Below are 16,425 nucleotides of genomic sequence, written 5' to 3'. Positions count from 1 at the left end.
ACCGAGGTCGGTCAGGATGGCTCTGCGTCGCACGGTGCACCTCCTCGGGTGTGGTCCGGTGGTCGTCGGCGACCGCGTCCGGGTCACCTGGTGGGACCGTAGCCCGGATGGTGAGAAGAAGTCCATCTATCCAGACTTCGCGTCAGCCTAAGATCTTCTTATGTATGACGTGAAGCGCCTCTCGCTCCTCCAGGACCTCTCGATGCTCGGCACGCTCGCAGCGGTCGCCGAGGTCAACGGCGTGACGGCGTCTGCGGTCTCCCAGCAGCTCAAGACCCTCGAGGACGAGGCCGGCGTCGACCTGCTCGTGCGGGACGGCAGACGCGTCCGTCTCACAGCCGCGGGAGACCTCCTCGTCGAGCACGCCGCCGAGGTGCTCGCCGCCCTCGAACGGGCCCGCGGGGCTGTCGCGGCGCTCCAGGACGAGGTCGCCGGTGAGGTCACGGTGGCCGCGTACCCCAGCATCCTCGCGCCTGTCGGCAGCCGCCTGGCCGTCGCTGTGCGCGAGCGGCACCCCGGCGTCACCGTCCGTCTCGCCGAGACCGACGCGACCCGCGCGATGCCTGCGGTGATCCGCCGCGAGATCGACGCGGCCCTCGTCCTGCGCTACCCGGACGACGGCGACGAGGTCGTCCCCGGGGCCCGCACCCGTCGCCTCTTCGACGAGCGCTTCGTCGCGGTCGTGCCCGAGGCTCTCGGCGGTGTCGTCCTGCACGGCGGGCTCGGCGTGCTCGGGCGCGACAGGTGGATCGTCGGGGCGCCGACGCTGCCCTGCACCCGGTCGATCGTGTCCGCATGCCGGACGGCCGGCTTCACCCCGGACGTCCAGCACGAGGGGATCGGCTACCTCGCGGCCATCCAGCTCGTCGGGGCCGGGCTCGGCGTGACGGTCGTCCCCGAGCTCTCTGCACAGGTGCTGCCCGAGGGCGTGGTCGCGGTCCCGTGCGCCGTCCCGCAGCGTCAGGTCGCCCTCGCCTACCGCGACGGCGCTCAGGGGCACCCGGTCACGCACGCGCTGCTCGACGTCGCCGCCGAGGTCGGCCGCACGCTCAAGACCCGCCCGCTCTTCGGGGCGCACACGGCGTGAGGCCCCGGCCCCGGCACCGCGGAGCCAGCGGGCTCGGGGCCGCAGGCTCGCCGGGCCACCGGGCCACCGAGGTTCCGAGGTTCCGGGGTTCCGAGTGATGGTGCTGCGGGGGTTCACAGGGGTTCACAGGGCGTAACACGCCGCGTCCGGAGAGTCGCCCCACCAGGGCTGGACACTGCTTGACCACCTCGTCGGAGCATGCCTAGGGTGTCGCCCAGGTCACGAGATCTCGCCCATGGCCCGGCAGGCGAGGCAGCAACCCCCAGATGGCAGCGGGGTGCTCCCGGGTATCGACCAGGCCGTCAGGACCCCTGACGGCAAGTGCCCCGACCACCCGACCGCGCGCAGCGCCGGTCGTGCACGCACCCGCATCTCCAACCCCTCACGCACCGCTGGTTCGGCCTCGCAGCCGACCGGCCAGGGTGGCGACAGGGCGTGGAGCCCTGCGCGGTGCGTCCGAGAGGAGTCCCCCTCGTGCGTGCCTATCTGCTGCGCCGCGCGCTCCAGGCCGTCTTCGTGCTCTGGGCCGCGTTCACCGCGACCTTCGCGATCTTGTACATGCTGCCGAGCAACCCCGTCGCGATCATGCTCGACGCCGGCGGCGAGGGGACGCAGGTCGAACCCGAGAAGGTCGCCGAGCTCACCGCGCGCTACGGCTTCGACAAGCCCGTGTGGGAGCAGTACCTCACGCGGCTGTGGGCGGCCGTCCGCGGTGACTTCGGCTCGTCGATCCAGACCGGCCAGCCCGTCACGGGCTCGATCCTCGACGCCCTGCCCGAGACCCTCAAGCTCGCCTCGATCGGCCTCGTGCTGGCCGTCGTCATCGGCGCCTCCCTCGCGCTCGTCGCCACCTGGACGCAGGCGCGCTGGCTCCGCCAGGCGCTCCTCGCGCTGCCGCCGCTCGGCGTCTCCGTCCCGACCTTCTGGGTCGGTCTCGTGCTGCTCCAGGTCGTCTCCTTCCAGTGGGCCCTGCTCCCGGCCATGGGCAACATCGGCTGGCAGACCCTCGTCCTGCCGAGCCTCACCCTCGCGATCCCGACCTCCGCTGTGATCGCGCAGGTCCTGGCCAAGAGCCTGTCGACGACGTGGGACCAGCCCTTCGTCGAGACGGCCCGCGCCAAGGGCACCCCCAGGCTGCACATCCACCTGCGGGACGTGCTGCGCAACGCGGCCATCCCCACGCTCACGCTCGTCGGCATCACCGTCGGCAACCTGCTCGCCGGGTCTGTGGTCGTCGAGACGGTGTTCTCGCGCAACGGCATCGGGCGCCTCACCCAGCAGGCCGTGACCTTCCAGGACATCCCTGTCGTGCAGGGCCTCGTGGTCCTCTCGGCCGTCATCTTCGTCGTGGTCAACCTCGTGGTCGACCTCGTCTACCCAGCCCTCGACCCCCGCATCAGCCAGCGCACCCGCGCGGCCGTCTGAGAGGACGCACCATGTCAGACCTGACGATCACCGTCCGGGGTGCCTCGACGGGCCCAGCCGCCGGCCCCACTGCAGGGCCCTCGTCCGCCGACGGGCTCGACCACGCGCTCGCCGAGGCCGCCGGTGGGCTCCACGACGCCGACGCCGACGCCTGGGCCGTGCCCTCGCGCACCGAGCGCCTGCGCCGACGTGCCCTGTGGCTCGTGCGGCGCCCGGGCCTCGTGCTCGCAGTCCTCGCCATCGCGCTCGCGCTCGCCTGGGCCTTCTGGCCGGCGGCCTTCGCGCCCTACAGCCCGACCGTGGGCGTCCCGGCCGACAAGCTGCAGGGCCCGAGCGCGCAGTACTGGTTCGGGACCGACTACCTCGGCCGTGACCTCTTCTCCCGCGTCGTGCACGGTTCGGCCCTGTCGCTCAAGGCGACCGCGATCGCTGTGGCCATCGCGCTCGTCGCGGGCTCGGGTATCGGGCTGGTGGCCGGGTTCGTCGGCGGGGTCGTCGACGACGTCCTCATGCGCGTGGTCGACGTCCTGCTGGCCGTCCCCGGTCTGCTGCTCTCCCTCGCCGTGGTCACGGTGCTCGGCTTCGGCACCACCAACGTCGCGATCGCTGTCGGCGTCGCCGCGGTCGCCTCGTTCGCGCGCGTCATGCGCGCCGAGGTGCTGCGGGTCCGCGAGTCGGTGTTCGTCGAGGCGGCCGCGGCCTCGGGCGTCGGACGCCTGACCATCTTGCGACGGCACGTGCTGCCCAACTCTTCAGGGCCCGTGCTCGTGCTGTCCGCTCTCGAGTTCGGCTCCGCGATCCTCGCGGTCTCGGCCCTGAGCTTCCTCGGCTTCGGTGCCGCGCCGCCGGCCCCTGAGTGGGGGTCCCTCGTCTCTGAGGGACGCAGCTACCTCGCCACCTCCTGGTGGCTCACCACGCTGCCCGGCCTCGTGGTCGTGGCCGTGGTGCTCTCGGCCAACCGTGTCAGCCGGGCCCTCGACGGAGAATGGAGCGACCTGCGATGACCAGCACGAAGACCACCAGCACGAAGACCACCAGCACGAACACCACCAGCACGACGTCTACCCGCACCGAGACCACCACGACGGTCGACGAGCCCGCGCGCTCGGGCCCGCTCCTCGTCGTCGAAGGTCTCGAGGTCGCGTACAGGACCCGCAGGGGGACCGTCCCGGCCGTGCGCGGCGTCGACCTGCACGTCGACGCGGGCGAGGTCGTAGCCGTCGTCGGCGAGTCCGGCTCGGGCAAGACGACCACGGCGCAGGCGATCATCGGGCTGCTGCCGCGCGGCGGCGTCCGCACCGCTGGGCGCATCGTGCTCGACGGCACCGACATCAGCGCCTGGAGCGACAAAGAGCTCGAGCGGGTCCGCGGTGCGCGCCTGGGCCTCGTGCCGCAAGACCCGACAGTCTCGCTCAACCCCGTCCGACGCATCGGCGACCAGGTGGCCGACGTGCTCGTCGTCCACTCCGGCCTCGCCCGCAGGGCGACCGGGCAGCGCGTGGTGGAGATCCTCGAGCAGGCCGGGCTGCGCGACCCCGAGGCCGTCGCCCGCCAGTACCCGCACCAGCTCTCGGGCGGCATGCGCCAGCGGGTGCTCATCGGCATCGCGCTCGCCTGCAGGCCTGCGCTCGTGATCGCCGACGAGCCGACCTCGGCCCTCGACGTCACAGTCCAGCGCGCTGTCCTCGACCACCTCGGGTCGCTCACCGCGGAGCTCGGGACGGCCGTCCTGCTCGTCACCCACGACCTCGGCGTCGCGGCCGAGCGCGCCCAGCGCGTCATCGTGATGAACCGCGGGCGGGTGGTGGAGGAGGGCAGTGCCCGGCAGATCCTCGAAGACCCGCAGGACCCGTACACGAAGGCTCTCGTCGCAGCGGCGCCCTCGCTCTCGCCGACCCGGCTGCGGCCGTCGGTGCGGGCCGCACCGCCGGCGAGGACGACGCAGGAGCCGGAGCCAGCCGTCGTCGAGGTGCGCGACCTCGTCAAGGAGTTCACCGTGCCCCAGCAGGGCGGCGGCAAGAAGACCCTCCGGGCCGTCGACGGTGTCTCCTTCTCGGTCCCGCGCGGCGAGACCTTCGCGATCGTGGGGGAGTCTGGGTCGGGGAAGTCGACCACGGCGCGCCTCGTCCTGCGGCTCGCTGACCCGACCTCAGGGTCTGTGCACGTCGACGGGCAGGACATCACCCGGCTGCGCGGGCGCCGCCTGCGCCGCCTGCGCGAGCACCTCCAGCTCGTCTACCAGAACCCCTACGCCTCCCTCGACCCACGCTTCACCATCGGGCAGGTGCTCACCGAGCCGCTCGAGGCCTTCCGCGTCGGGGACAGGGCGTCCAGGGCGCGCCGGGCCGCGGAGCTGCTCGACCAGGTCGCGCTGCCGACCTCCGCGCTGCACAGGCACCCTGCCGAGCTCTCCGGCGGTCAGCGCCAGCGGGTGGCGATCGCCCGGGCGCTCGCCCTGCACCCGCAGGTCGTCGTGCTCGACGAGCCCGTCTCCGCCCTCGACGTCTCCGTCCAGGCGCAGATCCTCCAGCTGCTCGTCGACCTCCAGGCCGAGCTCGGCCTGAGCTATCTGTTCATCTCGCACGACCTCGCGGTCGTGCGGCAGATCTCCGACAGGGTCGGCGTCATGTCCCGCGGCGAGCTCGTCGAGAGCGGGACGACCGAGCAGATCTTCGCCGACCCCCAGCACGACTACACGAGGGCGCTGCTCGCGGCGATCCCCGGTCGCGCCGAGCCTGTGGCTGGACGCGCCAAGGCTGTCGCCGGTGGCGCCGGGGCGACGTCTGGTCGCACGTCCGTGCAGGGAACCTGACGCCCTACGACCCACCTCAGCCAGCCATCACCATCGAGAGGACTCATCATGACCAGCACGACAGGCTCGTCCAGCACGATTACCGACCCGGCGGGTATCGCACAGACCGCGGCTGACCAGGGTGCACCTACCCAGACGGCGCCCACTCAGTCGCCTCTCGTCCAGACGGCTCCCGCCGCTGCCGCGCCGGCAGGCTCCGACGAGGAGGCGCTCGCCGCAGCGCGTTCCCTGGCGCCGCTCGTGAGCCCGGAGGACGCCGCCGCTCACCTGGCCGCGGGTGGGTTGCTGCTCGACGTCCGCAGCGCCGCCGGGCGCGCGACCACCGGCGCGATCGACGGAGCCCGGGTCACCGACCGTGCCGACCTGGGTCCTGAGCTCGACCCGACCGCCGACCCGAGCGTCCTCGCCGCAGCGGGCGCTGCGGCAGGTGACGGCGCGCGCCTCCCGGTCTCGCTCGACACCCCGATCGTCGTGGTGTGCGGGTCCGAACGAGGGTCTGGTCCGGTGGCGGCGGAGCTCATCGCCCGCGGCTACACCGATGTCCGTCAGGTCGACGGTGGGGCGCCGGGCTGGGCTGCGGCAGGGCTGCCGCTGACGCGATGAGACGTCGGGCGAGTCTGGCGCGTCGGGTGCACCGAGGGGGCGCGCAGCGCCGCGGGCGGTGAGGGGACGCTCGGCGTCGTGCGCAGCAGCGGGTGTCAGAGGGGGCGCTCAGCGCCACGGGCGGTGAGGGGACGCTCGGCGTCGTGCGCAGCGGTCGACGTCAGTGGCAATCCGTAGAATTGCGACATGTCGACGGAATCCCGGGAACCTCGCGAAGAGCATGGCGACGCCTGTGCGACGCCGTCCCCTTCTGATGGGTCGGGTCCTGTGGTTCCGGGCTCGGATCTCGCTGTGCCATCGGATGCGGCTGTGCCGTTGGATGCCCCTGTGCCATCAGCTGCCGCTGTGCCATCGGGTGATGCGTCGTCCCCCGGGCCGTCTCCGTCTCCGTCTGTGCTCTCGCGCGTCGTGCTGCCGCCGTCGTCCTGGTCGGCGTGGCCCGACCAGCTCGACTCGATGTCGGTCGCGCAGATGAACGACCGTCAGGGTGAGCTGGTCGACGCGGTCGCGGCGGAGTTCGCCGAGGTCGCAGCCGCGCAGGCGCGGTGCGCGCAGCGCGTGGACGACCTGCGCCGATGGTCTGAGGCCGCTACCGACGCCGTGGCACGTCACCAGGGCAAGGAGAAGGCGTCGGTCGCCGATCACCGGCTGGCCGAGCGATGGTTGGCCTCCGAGATCGCGTGCGCGCTGCGGTTGCCCGAGGGGTCGGCGTCGGCGCTGCTCGTGGAGTCGCAGTCCTTGGTCCACGAGCACCCCGCCACGCTGAGCGCGCTGCGCCAGGGCGAGGTGTCCTACCGTCACGCGGTGACGGTCGTGGACGCCACGGTCGGCCTCGACGACACGTCTCGCCTCGAGCTGGACGTGCTGCTGTCCGAGAGGGCGCGCACCACGACTGTCGCCGCGCTCAAGCGGGTGGCGCGCCGCGAGCGGGAACGCCGTGATCGGCGCCCTCTGGTAGATCGTCACCAGCTCGCTGCCGTCGACCGCCGGGTCGAGCTGCAACCCTGTCAGGACGGGATGGCGTGGCTGCACCAGTACCTGCCCGCGGTCCAGGCCACCGCGATCTTCCACAGGCTCACCGACATCGCCGTCGCAGTCCGAGGCCCCGACGAACCCCGCACCCTGGCCCAGCTGCGCGCGGACGCCAGCGTGGACCTGCTCCTCGACGACGACGCCCGCGAGGTCGTGGCGACCGCCACCTCCGCCAGCGCCACCGACACCGGCACCACCTCCGCCATCGGTACCGATACCGCCGCTGGCACCGACACCGCCGCCGGCCCGGCTGCCGCCACGACTGCGAGCATGGACACGCGCTCGGCCGGGACCACCGGTTCGGGCACCGGCACAGTCACCGGTGCAGCCACGGGCAGCAGCACCGACCGACGCGCACTGACAGCCGGCGCCGACACGCACGTCACCACCGCCAACCCCAGCCGATCCGTCGCCGGCGTCGCCGACCGGATCTCCTTGGGCGACATCAAGCCCCAGGTCGCGGTCACGGTCCCGGTCATGACGCTCCTGGGTCTCTCGGACGAGCCCGGTGACCTCGCCGGCCACGGTCCCATCGATGCCCGCACCGCCCGACGCCTGGCAGCACAAGCCCCGAGCTTCCTGCGGATCCTCACCCACCCCGAGACCGGGGCGGTCCTGTCCGTCGGGCGCGACCGCTACGCGGTGCCCGCAGACCTCAGGTCCTGGCTGCGCCTGCGCGACGAGACCTGCCGTTTCCCCGGATGCTCACGTCGCGCACAACGGTGCGACATCGACCACGTGAAGGACTGGGCCCACGGCGGCACCACCGACCACGACAACCTCATCCACCTGTGCCGCAAGCACCATCGTCTGAAGCACACCACGGCCTGGACTGTCAGCACCGGGCCGCCCGGAAGGTCGTCGAGCGGTCCGTCGACGAGGCAGGCGTCCAGCCAACCCGACGTGCCCCCATCGCGACAGGAGTCACTGCGCCGCGCCCCCGCGCGCGACCGCGGGGTCTTCGCTGCCGACGTCGTGCACTGGACCACGCCCTCGGGACGCAGCTTTGTCGACCACGCCGCACGACGACTGGGTAGTGGTCATGGCTGGGAGCTGAGTCTGGTCGCCACGGCTCCTGGCGATGGAGACCTGACTCGGCTCCCCGACGAGCCGCCGTTCTGACATGCTCCCGCGGCTGTGCGGCTGTGCGGCTGTGCGGCTGTGCGGCTGTGCGGCTGTGCGGCTGTGCGGCTGTGCGGCTGTGCGGCTGTGCGGCCATCGGGTCTCGGCCTCGAGCGAGGATGCCGGGCGGGAGGCCCGAGCGGTGCTCCGTGCCCCGGCGAGGATGCCGGAGCAAGAACGGGAGACCCGAGCGGCTCTCCCGGACCCCGGTGCGAGATCTGGTGCTTGAGCGAGCCACCCGAGCGGCCCTCCCGCGCCCTCAGATCGCCGTCTGGTCCCCGATGCGGTGGTACGTCCTGTCGTGGAACACCAGCGGGGTGGCGTCGGTGCGGGTCTGGGACTCGATGGCCCGGACGGAGACGAGGAAGCTCTCGCCGACGGGAGTGCGCTCGAGGATCCGCCCGCGCAGCCAGGTGACGGCCCCGTCGATCACGGCCTCGCCGCTCGGGAGCTCGGTCCAGCCGCCTGCGGCGAAGCGGTCGATGCCGCTCGTCGCGAAGCGTGCCGACACGTCGTCCTGGTCCTGGGAGAGGAAGCTGACGGCCAGGGTGTCGGCCTCGGCGAGCGCGGCCCACGACGACGACGTCCCGGCGATCGAGAAGGCGAGCAGCGGCGGTGCCGCGGACACGGAGATGACCGAGGTCGCTGTGAACCCCACGTGCCCGTGGGGTCCACGCAGGGTCACGACGGCGACGCCAGCGGGGTGCTGGCGGAAGACGGTCTTGAACTCGTCGGGGGACAGGTGGGTGTCGAGGTCGGAGAGACGCTCGTCCTGGATGGTCATGTGCAGTCCTTCGGTGGTCCGTCGTCGGCTTGCCGGTCCCGGGGGACCAGCCAGGTCATCTCCCGGAGCACCCCGCCATGACGTGGGGGTTGCTGTCCGACCAGCCGGGGCTTCGCGTCGGTTCTCGTGACCTTGGGGGACCGGTATAGCAACGGCTCGCGTCCTGTCATCGCCTTTCCCAGAACGTCTCACCATCTGGTCAGGAGGTGGTGCTCGGGGTGGACGCCGGGGTGTCGACCGGTCGCTCGGGCTGTGCCTCGGCCGGAGCTCCACCTGGTACCTCCCCAGGAGCAGTCTCGAGCGTCCCCTCCGGTGCGCCTCCGGCCTCGGCGACGCTCACCGTCCACGTGCGGCTCGGACCGAAGCCGGTGACGGCTGTGCCACCCTCACCCACGTCGACGTACCGCAGGCTCAGCGTGTGCGACCCGGCAGACGGGCTGCGCCAGACGAGGTCCTCCCCGCCCGCCACCCTGTGGAGCTCGCCCGTCGGCGTCCCGTCGACGCTCAGCTGCACGAGCTCACCGGCGGTCCCCTCGACCCGCAGGGGGACGTCGCCCCCGGCCGGGGCCTCGATCACCTCGCCGTCGGTCGGCGCTGCCAGGACGGGACGGTCGAAGGTCCACGAGAGCGCCGTGGACGCCTCGGACTCGGAGCCCGTCGTCTCGTCGCGGGCGTGCGCGGCGACGGTCAGGGCGTCGGTCGAGGCGAGGCACGCGGGCGGGGCTCCGGTCGGCTCCCCGCACACCTGCGCAGACCAGGCGCCCGAGGTGTCTGCGACGGCTGTCGCGAGCGAGTCGCCCGAGGTGCTCGTCACGACGACAGTTGCGCCCGGCTCGGCCGCCCCTGAGACCGTGGGGAAGGTGATCAGCACAGTGCCTGCCGCCGGTCCGGTGAGTGTCGGCACCCTGGGCCCGGCGGGCTCAGAGGGGCCTGAGGGCGGTGTACCCGGCGCGACGACGTCAGGCACAGGTGCCAGGGGCGGGAGGGTGGGCAGGGGAGGCAAGGTCGCGACGGGCTCGGGTGCCGGGTCAGGCTGAGCCGGCTCGGGCAGGTCGTCCCACTCGATCACCGGTGGCTCTGCGGACGGGGGCAGGTCGACCGTCGGTGCGTCCTCGGGGTCACCCACGGGCGAGTCACCGTCGGGTGCGTCCGCCGGCGCCGTCGTCGACGCGACGCCCGGGAGCGCGGACGTCGGTGCGGCAGTCACGCCCCCCGCAGGGCTCCCTGCCGTGGGGGGAGGTGAACCCGCCCCGATCGCGATCCCCGTCGAGACCACGGCGAGCCCGGCGACCGCTGCGACGACGAGGCCGACAGGGCGGGCGACGACGCCCGTCCTCGGTGCCCCGGCACCCCAGAGCCCGCGTCGGGCGGTGCGCGGGCTCGCGTCGTCGACCGACGTGCCGTTGCGCAGTGCCTGCGCGGATCTCTCCGCCGGTCCCGGCGTCGACTCGGGCGTCGGTCTCTGTGCCGCTGTGTGCGTCGAGCTGTCCGTCGATCTGTGCGTCGAACCCTGAGGGTCGGTGCTCACGTCGTCTCTTCTCTGCGTCTGATGCCGCCTCTTGCCTACCACAGGGCGGGTGAGAGGCACAGGGCCTCGCCTGTGAACAGGGCGTGGAGGAGCCCTCCTGCTGTGCTGAGTCCCACACTCTGGACGCCCTCGCGGCGCGGTCCGGAGCGGCAGAATGGTGGGATGACGACGAGCACCAGCCCCGCGCCGGGCGACGCGGGCAGCACCGCGACGCCGAGCCCCCGCGATCTCTGGGTCGCGTGGCGCGCCGAGCGCGACGCAGGCCTGGCCGAGCACCACGGCTGGCTGACGCTCACCGCGCTCCACCAGCTCACCGACGTCCCGACGTCCTACGACCAGCTCCCGGGTCGCTGGTGGGCCGACCGCCACGGCATCCACGTCGAGGTCACCGTCGCCGACGGTCTGCGCGCGGGCGACACGAGCGCCGGGCGCGCTGTCGAGGACGAGCCCTTCGAGGGTGTCCACTCCGTCGACGTGTCCACGGCCGGCTCGACCATCGCCGCGATCGTCCCCGGTGACGTCGCCGTCGAGGCGGGCATCCGCAGCGGTCGACCGATCCTGCGGGTCCGCGACCCCCGTGCTCCCATGGCCACAGGCTTCACAGGCGTGCCGACCTTCGACTACGACCCGTCCTGGGTGCTCGAGGCCCCGGTCCGCTGGTACGCGCAGCCCGAGCCCGCCGTCGTCGGCGCGGCCCAGCCCGGCTTCAGCCACGAGGTCACCGTCACCGGCGAGGTCGACCTCGTCCGCGACGGCCAGAGCGTCACCCTGCGCCTCGTCGGCGACGCACCCGGCAGCGCCTCGCTGCTGTTCACCGACACGTCGGAGGAGACCCCCGCCTGGCGCTCGCTGACCGTCGACACCGCGGGCGAGACCGAGGGCACCGTCGTGCTCGACCTCAACCGTGCCTACGACATGCCGTGCGCCTTCAGCGACTTCGGTACCTGCCCGCAGCCCGTCGAGGGCAACGACGTGCCCTTCGCCGTCAACGCAGGGGAGTGTCGCGTCCGATGAGCACCGACAGCGTGATTGCCGGCGGCCGCCTGGACGGCCCGCGCCACGGGTTCGAGGTCCGCTCGGTCCACATGAGCGACGCCCTGGTCCAGCCCCTCCTCGACGACCTCGAGCGCACCTATCTGCGCCTCTACGCGTCGCTCCTCGGCGAAGAGGTCCTGCGCGAGGAGATGGCCCACTACAGCCCCGAAGAGTTCGTGGCCCCCGACGGCGACTTCGTCCTGGTCCTCGACGAGGGTGTCCCCGTCGCGGGCGGTGCGTTCCGCCTCTCGGTCGAGCCCGAGCTCGGTGACCCGGGGTTCTCCCGGTACCCGGAGGCCGAGCGTGGCACCGACGGGCGCACTGTCGCACCGACGGCCGAGCTCAAGCGCATCTGGACCCACGACGAGCACCGTCGCCGCGGCCTGGCCCGCATCGTGCTCACCGAGCTCGAGGACCGTGCCGCCGCCGCGGGGTACAGCCGCATCTACCTCACGACAGGGTCACGCCAGCCCGAGGCCGTCGGGCTCTACCTGCGGACCGGGTACACCGCGCTCTTCGACACCGACGTGGTGCGCACAGACGCAGACGGCCCGCTCGCCTTCGAGAAGTGGATGCTCCCACCGGTCTGACCCGGCTCGGCGCAGGTCGTGGACCGAGACGCCCGCGGACGAGGCGTGTGCCGACCGGCTCCGGCCCCCACGGGCTGCCTGCCTGCTCCAAGGGCCGTCGGTCTGCCCGCGGAGCACCGGTCCCGACACGGGCGCGCCCGTGCGGTGGATCTCAGCCGACGGTCTTGCGGAGGATCTCCATGCGCAGGTCGTCGCGCTGCGGCAGCCCGAAGCGCTCGTCGCCGTAGGGGAAGGCCTTGTGCTCGCCGGTGCGGGTGTAGCCGCGGCGCTCGTAGAAGGCGAGCAGCTCCGTACGCGCGTCGAGCACAGTCATCTCGACCGTCGTGACTCCCCACTCGGCGGCCATGAACCTCTCCGCCTCCGCGATGATCTCCTTGCCGAGGCCCTGACCCTGGCCACTCGGGCGCACGCAGAACATCCCGAGGTACCCGGTCGTCGGACCGGTGCGGCGCACGTGCACGCACCCGTCGACAGCGTGGTCCGAGCCGTCGAGGTGAGCTGCCAGCACGACGCTGTCGGGCGCGCGCAGGTCGGCGAGCAGCAGCACGGCGTCGATCCGCTGCCCCTCGAGGAGGTCGGCCTCGGTCGTCCAGCCCTGTCGGCTCGAGTCGCCTCGGTAGGCGGAGGTGACGAGGTCTACGAGGTCCGCGACGTCGTCTTCGGTCGCGCGGCGGAAGGTCAGCGTGGGCACCCGACCGACCTTACCCGCGGGGTCGGGCGGTGGGCAGACGCGTCGGCAGATGCGTGGCCGGCGCGTGGGCAGGGCCGTCCGTCCGTGCTCCAGCGGGCCTCTCCGGGGTGTCTGTCCACCGGCCGAAAGGCCCCCCTGAGCACTCCCGCGCCGGGGGTACTCTGGCGACGCCAACTGGCACCCGCGTCCCAGATCCGCCGTCCGCGGCGCTCGACGAAGGAGAACCACCTGATGGAAGGCCAGCTCGCGCCCGTGTTCGGCGAGGTCCTGCGACGCAACCCCGGCGAGGTCGAGTTCCACCAGGCGGTCCGTGAGGTCTTCGACTCTCTCGCCCCGGTCCTCGCGAAGAACCCGCAGTACGCCGACGCCGCCGTGCTCGAGCGGATCTGCGAGCCCGAGCGCCAGATCATCTTCCGGGTGCCGTGGGTCGACGACTCGAACCGTGTGCAGATCAACCGCGGCTTCCGCGTCGAGTTCAACTCGGCCCTCGGCCCGTTCAAGGGCGGTCTGCGCTTCCACCCGTCGGTCTACCTGGGCATCGTGAAGTTCCTCGGCTTCGAGCAGGTGTTCAAGAACTCCCTCACCGGCATGCCGATCGGCGGCGGCAAGGGCGGTTCCGACTTCGACCCGCGCGGGCGTTCCGACGGTGAGGTCATGAGGTTCTGCCAGTCCTTCATGACCGAGCTGTACAGGCACATCGGGGAGTACACCGACGTGCCGGCCGGTGACATCGGTGTCGGCGGTCGCGAGATCGGCTACCTCTTCGGCCAGTACAAGCGGATCACCAACCGCTACGAGTCCGGTGTCCTCACCGGCAAGGGCATCAGCTGGGGCGGGTCGCTCGTGCGCACCGAGGCCACGGGCTACGGCACCGTGATGTTCGCCCGCGAGATGCTCAAGACCAGGGGCCTCGAGCTCGAGGGCCAGCGCGTCGTCGTCTCGGGCTCGGGCAACGTCGCGATCTACGCGATCCAGAAGGCCCAGCAGCTCGGGGCCAAGGTCGTCGCCTTCTCGGACTCGACCGGCTACGTGCTCGACGAGGCCGGGGTCGACCTCGACCTGCTCCGCCAGATCAAGGAGGTCGAGCGCGGACGCGTCGACCTCTACGTCGAGCGCCGCGGCTCCGCGAAGCTCGTGACCGGCGGCAGCATCTGGGACGTCCCGGCGACCGTCGCCCTCCCGTGCGCCACGCAGAACGAGCTCGACGGCGACGCCGCGCGCACCCTGCTGGCCAACGGTGTCCTCGCCGTGGCCGAGGGCGCCAACATGCCCACGACCCCTGACGCGGTCGCGGCCTTCCAGGAGGCAGGCGTGCTCTTCGCGCCCGGCAAGGCCGCCAACGCCGGCGGCGTGGCGACCTCGGCCCTCGAGATGCAGCAGAACGCCAGCCGTGACTCCTGGACCTTCGAGCACACGGAAGACCGCCTCGAGGCCATCATGACCGGCATCCACGACCGCTGCGCCGCGACGGCCGACACCTACGACCGTCCGGGCAACTACGTCGCCGGCGCGAACATCGCCGGCTTCACCAAGGTCGCCGACGCGATGATCGCCCTCGGCGTGGTCTGAGCGGTCGCGGACGCAGCACCGCGGTGCCGGGCCTGGCGGCCTGACCTCGGTGCTGCCCGCGCGGCCTGCCGGAGACGGGTGCGTGACGTGCCGAGGCCGTCTCCGGGTGCAGCTTCTGCAGGTCGTCGTACAGTCGGTGGGTGCCGTCACGTCATCTCCGGCTGGACCTCCCGGCGTCGACCGTCCCCGAGCGGGTGCGGGTCGCCTTCGCGCGGCTGCGCTCTGAGCTCTCGATCCCCGAGGGCTTCCCGCCCGAGGTGCTCGACGAGGCGCGGGCCAGCGCCCTCCGCGACGACTACGCGGCCGAGCGCCTCGACCTGCGGGACCTCCCCTTCGTGACGATCGACCCGCCAGGCTCCAAGGACCTCGACCAGGCCGTGCACCTGAGCCGCTCCGGAGCGGGCGGGTACGTGGTCGACTACGCGATCGCCGACGTCGGCCGCATCGTCCAGGCCGGAGGGGCGGTCGACACCGAGGCCCAGCTGCGGGGCGTCACCTTCTACGCCCCCGACGGGCGCACCCCGCTGCACCCGCCCGTCCTCTCCGAAGACTCCGCGAGCCTGCTGCCCGGCGTCGACAGGGCAGCCGCGGCCTGGAGGATCGAGCTCGACGAGCGCGGAGAGATCCTCGACGTCACCGTCCGGCGGGCGCTGGTCCGGTCCCGCGCACAGCTGACCTACACCGAGGTGCAGGACGCCCTCGACGCCGGGACCGCCGATGAGGTACTCGTCCTGCTGCGCGAGGTCGGCGCGCTCCGTGAGGCTCGCGAGCGTGACCGCGGCGGTGTGTCGATCGACGTGCCCGAGCAGAACGTGACGCTCCACGACGACGGCTCCTACAGCATCGAGCTGCGCTCGGTCCTGCCCGCGGAAGGCTGGAACGCCCAGATCTCGCTCCTCACCGGGATCGCGGCGGCCTCGCTCATGCGCACGGGTGAGATCGGCATCTTGCGCACCCTCCCGGCGAGCGACCCGCGCGACGTCGAGAGGCTGCGCCGCACGGCTCTGGCGATCGGCATCGACTGGCCCGCCGAGGTCCCCTACGCGGAGCTCCTCGGCACCCTCGACTCCCGCATCCCGCAGGACGCGGCCTTCCTCAACGAGGCGACGTCGCTGTTCCGGGGCGCCGGCTATCTCGCCTTCCAGGGCCCGGTCCCCGAAGGCTCCGAGCACGCCGCGATCGCGGCCGAGTACAGTCACGTCACGGCCCCGCTGCGCCGGCTCGTCGACAGGTACACGACCGAGATCTGCCTCGCGCTGTCCTCGGGCGGCGGGGCGGCTGCAGTGCCGTCGTGGGTCGTCGACGCCTTCGTCGACCTCCCCAAGACCATGTCCCGCTCGGGCCAGCGCGCCTCGTCCTTCGAGCGGGCGAGCATCGACATCGTCGAGGCCGCGCTGCTGACGGGGGCGGTGGGACAGACCTTCCGCGGGGTCGTGGTCGACGTCGACGCGAAGGACCCGCGCAAGGGGCTCGTCGTCGTCGACGACCCGGCGGTCCGGGGTACTGTCACGAGCGGCTCGCGCGACCTCCCCCTCGGGGAGTCTGTCGAGGTCGAGCTGACCGAGGTCTCGATCGAGGACCGCAAGATCAGGTTCTCCTACGAAGGGTGACGCATGGCTGTCCGACGCCGCACCGACCCCGCGGTGGGCCGCACCGCCGTGGTGTCGTGGCGATCTGGTGACGCAGCACGAGCGACGGTGACCACCGCTGTGAGGTTCACCCTCGAGGAGATCGCTGACGTGGCCCCCGGGCACGCCGTCGAGGTGCGGGTGCCGCCGTGGGGCGCCGTCCAGTGCGTCGAAGGGCCGCGCCATACCCGCGGCACACCGCCGAACGTCGTCGAGACCGATCCTGAGACGTGGCTCGGCCTCGCGTGCGGTCTCGTCTCGTGGCACGACGCCGTGACCGACGGCCGCGTGAGCGCATCCGGCGACCGCGCCGACATCTCGCACCTGCTCCCGCTCCAGGCCGTGCGCGACAGGTCGTAGTCCCCAGCTGCCCGGGGTAGCGAGGACGTCGACGCGACGAACGTCTGCAGCGAGCAGGTCCGTCCCGGATCACCGCTGCCGTGCCCGGCTCCCAGGTGCTCCGTCCCACAGCGTGCGGCTCGAGCGGCGGTCAGGGCATCATGGCCTGGTCACCACACC

Annotated in this window: 14 protein-coding genes and 2 riboswitches; of the genes, 11 read left to right on the top strand and 3 right to left on the bottom strand. The window is 72.4% G+C overall.

Translation table 11 applies throughout. The annotated features are described in order from the left end of the window. The first annotated feature begins 160 nt into the window (after positions 1-160). The 6 genes from SANBI_RS16695 (at position 161) to SANBI_RS16670 (ending at position 8,081) form a co-directional block, all read left to right on the top strand. On the top strand, positions 161-1,087 hold the full coding sequence (locus SANBI_RS16695) for a LysR family transcriptional regulator (RefSeq protein WP_319157055.1): 927 nt from the start codon (positions 161-163) through the stop codon (positions 1,085-1,087). A 217-nt stretch (positions 1,088-1,304) separates the two neighbouring features. Next, positions 1,305-1,417, top strand: a riboswitch (SAM riboswitch). A 144-nt stretch (positions 1,418-1,561) separates the two neighbouring features. After that, entirely contained in the window at positions 1,562-2,512 is a 951-nt protein-coding gene (locus SANBI_RS16690; RefSeq protein ID WP_319157053.1) for an ABC transporter permease, read from the top strand. Positions 2,513-2,523: 11 nt separating this feature from the next. Next, a complete protein-coding gene (locus SANBI_RS16685; RefSeq protein WP_319157050.1) occupies positions 2,524-3,516 on the top strand; it encodes an ABC transporter permease in 993 nt (330 codons plus the stop codon). Then, a complete protein-coding gene (locus SANBI_RS16680) occupies positions 3,513-5,324 on the top strand; it encodes an ABC transporter ATP-binding protein (RefSeq protein WP_319157048.1) in 1,812 nt (603 codons plus the stop codon). The genes SANBI_RS16685 and SANBI_RS16680 overlap by 4 nt, the downstream gene beginning before the upstream one ends. 48 nt (positions 5,325-5,372) lie before the next feature. Next, the gene (locus SANBI_RS16675; protein WP_319157046.1) at positions 5,373-5,927 is read left to right on the top strand and encodes a rhodanese-like domain-containing protein; all 555 of its coding nucleotides are present in this window, start codon (positions 5,373-5,375) and stop codon (positions 5,925-5,927) included. Between the two features lie 456 nt (positions 5,928-6,383). After that, a complete protein-coding gene (locus tag SANBI_RS16670) occupies positions 6,384-8,081 on the top strand; it encodes an HNH endonuclease signature motif containing protein (protein ID WP_319161346.1) in 1,698 nt (565 codons plus the stop codon). Positions 8,082-8,340: 259 nt separating this feature from the next. Here SANBI_RS16670 and SANBI_RS16665 read toward each other — a convergent pair whose 3' ends face one another. Further along, on the bottom strand, positions 8,341-8,865 hold the full coding sequence (locus SANBI_RS16665; RefSeq protein WP_319157044.1) for a flavin reductase family protein: 525 nt from the start codon (positions 8,863-8,865) through the stop codon (positions 8,341-8,343). Between the two features lie 20 nt (positions 8,866-8,885). Next, positions 8,886-8,997: riboswitch (SAM riboswitch) on the bottom strand. A 67-nt stretch (positions 8,998-9,064) separates the two neighbouring features. Then, a complete protein-coding gene (locus tag SANBI_RS16660) occupies positions 9,065-10,393 on the bottom strand; it encodes a hypothetical protein (protein WP_319157042.1) in 1,329 nt (442 codons plus the stop codon). A gap of 162 nt (positions 10,394-10,555) precedes the next feature. Between SANBI_RS16660 and SANBI_RS16655 the strand changes: the two genes are divergently transcribed. Continuing rightward, positions 10,556-11,407, top strand: a complete 852-nt coding sequence (locus tag SANBI_RS16655) for a DUF1684 domain-containing protein (protein ID WP_319157039.1) — start codon at positions 10,556-10,558, stop codon at positions 11,405-11,407. Continuing rightward, positions 11,404-12,018 (top strand): GNAT family N-acetyltransferase, encoded by a 615-nt coding sequence (locus SANBI_RS16650; protein ID WP_319157036.1) that lies wholly within the window; start codon positions 11,404-11,406, stop codon positions 12,016-12,018. Before SANBI_RS16655 ends, SANBI_RS16650 begins: the two co-directional genes overlap by 4 nt. Before the next feature lie 151 nt (positions 12,019-12,169). On the opposite strand, the gene SANBI_RS16645 is transcribed toward SANBI_RS16650, so the two are convergent. Beyond that, positions 12,170-12,709, bottom strand: a complete 540-nt coding sequence (locus SANBI_RS16645; RefSeq protein WP_056127565.1) for a GNAT family N-acetyltransferase — start codon at positions 12,707-12,709, stop codon at positions 12,170-12,172. Between the two features lie 231 nt (positions 12,710-12,940). Here SANBI_RS16645 and gdhA point away from each other — a divergent pair, with 231 nt between their 5' ends. The 3 genes from gdhA to SANBI_RS16630 all read left to right on the top strand — a co-directional run bounded on the left by gdhA (position 12,941) and on the right by SANBI_RS16630 (position 16,266). After that, positions 12,941-14,278 (top strand): NADP-specific glutamate dehydrogenase, encoded by a 1,338-nt coding sequence (gene gdhA / locus SANBI_RS16640; protein WP_319157033.1) that lies wholly within the window; start codon positions 12,941-12,943, stop codon positions 14,276-14,278. Positions 14,279-14,418: 140 nt separating this feature from the next. Then, positions 14,419-15,888 carry an RNB domain-containing ribonuclease gene (locus tag SANBI_RS16635; RefSeq protein ID WP_319157030.1) on the top strand — a complete coding sequence of 490 codons (1,470 nt, stop codon included), beginning with the start codon at positions 14,419-14,421 and terminating at the stop codon, positions 15,886-15,888. Positions 15,889-15,891: 3 nt separating this feature from the next. Continuing rightward, on the top strand, positions 15,892-16,266 hold the full coding sequence (locus tag SANBI_RS16630; protein WP_319157028.1) for a sterol carrier family protein: 375 nt from the start codon (positions 15,892-15,894) through the stop codon (positions 16,264-16,266). The last annotated feature ends 159 nt before the right edge of the window (positions 16,267-16,425 follow it).

The organism is Sanguibacter biliveldensis (assembly GCF_033798665.1).
GTDB lineage: Bacteria > Actinomycetota > Actinomycetes > Actinomycetales > Cellulomonadaceae > Sanguibacter > Sanguibacter inulinus.
This window is presented reverse-complemented; position numbering and strand designations above follow the sequence as displayed.

Bases quoted from the DNA above. Each gene is read 5' to 3' on its own strand.
- SANBI_RS16685 (WP_319157050.1), top strand. From the start codon at position 2,524: ATGTCAGACCTGACGATCACCGTCCGGGGTGCCTCGACGGGCCCAGCC.
- SANBI_RS16650 (WP_319157036.1), top strand. From the start codon at position 11,404: ATGAGCACCGACAGCGTGATTGCCGGCGGCCGCCTGGACGGCCCGCGC.
- SANBI_RS16680 (WP_319157048.1), top strand. From the start codon at position 3,513: ATGACCAGCACGAAGACCACCAGCACGAAGACCACCAGCACGAACACC.
- SANBI_RS16665 (WP_319157044.1), bottom strand. From the start codon at position 8,865: ATGACCATCCAGGACGAGCGTCTCTCCGACCTCGACACCCACCTGTCC.
- SANBI_RS16675 (WP_319157046.1), top strand. From the start codon at position 5,373: ATGACCAGCACGACAGGCTCGTCCAGCACGATTACCGACCCGGCGGGT.
- SANBI_RS16655 (WP_319157039.1), top strand. From the start codon at position 10,556: ATGACGACGAGCACCAGCCCCGCGCCGGGCGACGCGGGCAGCACCGCG.
- SANBI_RS16630 (WP_319157028.1), top strand. From the start codon at position 15,892: ATGGCTGTCCGACGCCGCACCGACCCCGCGGTGGGCCGCACCGCCGTG.
- gdhA (WP_319157033.1), top strand. From the start codon at position 12,941: ATGGAAGGCCAGCTCGCGCCCGTGTTCGGCGAGGTCCTGCGACGCAAC.
- SANBI_RS16670 (WP_319161346.1), top strand. From the start codon at position 6,384: ATGTCGGTCGCGCAGATGAACGACCGTCAGGGTGAGCTGGTCGACGCG.
- SANBI_RS16695 (WP_319157055.1), top strand. From the start codon at position 161: ATGTATGACGTGAAGCGCCTCTCGCTCCTCCAGGACCTCTCGATGCTC.